1 rRNA gene and 1 other annotated feature are annotated in these 298 nt (G+C 51.0%); the gene reads right to left on the bottom strand.

Going from position 1 to position 298, the window contains the following annotated elements:
• Positions 1–69 (bottom strand) — a sequence feature (5S ribosomal RNA rRNA prediction is too short).
• A 110-nt stretch (positions 70–179) separates the two neighbouring features.
• Positions 180–298: ribosomal RNA gene (locus tag ABD827_RS09965) — 23S ribosomal RNA — on the bottom strand; the annotation flags it as partial.

Here is a 298-nt window from a genome sequence, read left to right on the forward strand (position 1 = left end):
GGCGCGGGTGCGTTTCACTTCTGAGTTCGGCATGGGATCAGGTGGGACCACAACGCTATCGCCGCCAGGCATAAACTGGGGTTTGTCAGCTGTTGCTAACAAACGCTGGAAAGCTGATGTTGTTCGAAATAATCTGAAGTTGCTTTGCTACGCAAGGTCTCACACTTCTTGGGTGTTGTATGGTTAAGCCGCACGGGTCATTAGTACAGGTTAGCTCAACACATCACTGCGCTTACACACCCTGCCTATCAACGTTGTGGTCTCCAACGGCCCTTTAGAGGACTTATAGTCCTAGGGA

It is taken from the genome of Oceanisphaera sediminis (genome assembly GCF_039539745.1).
Classification (GTDB): Bacteria; Pseudomonadota; Gammaproteobacteria; order Enterobacterales; family Aeromonadaceae; genus Oceanimonas; species Oceanimonas sediminis.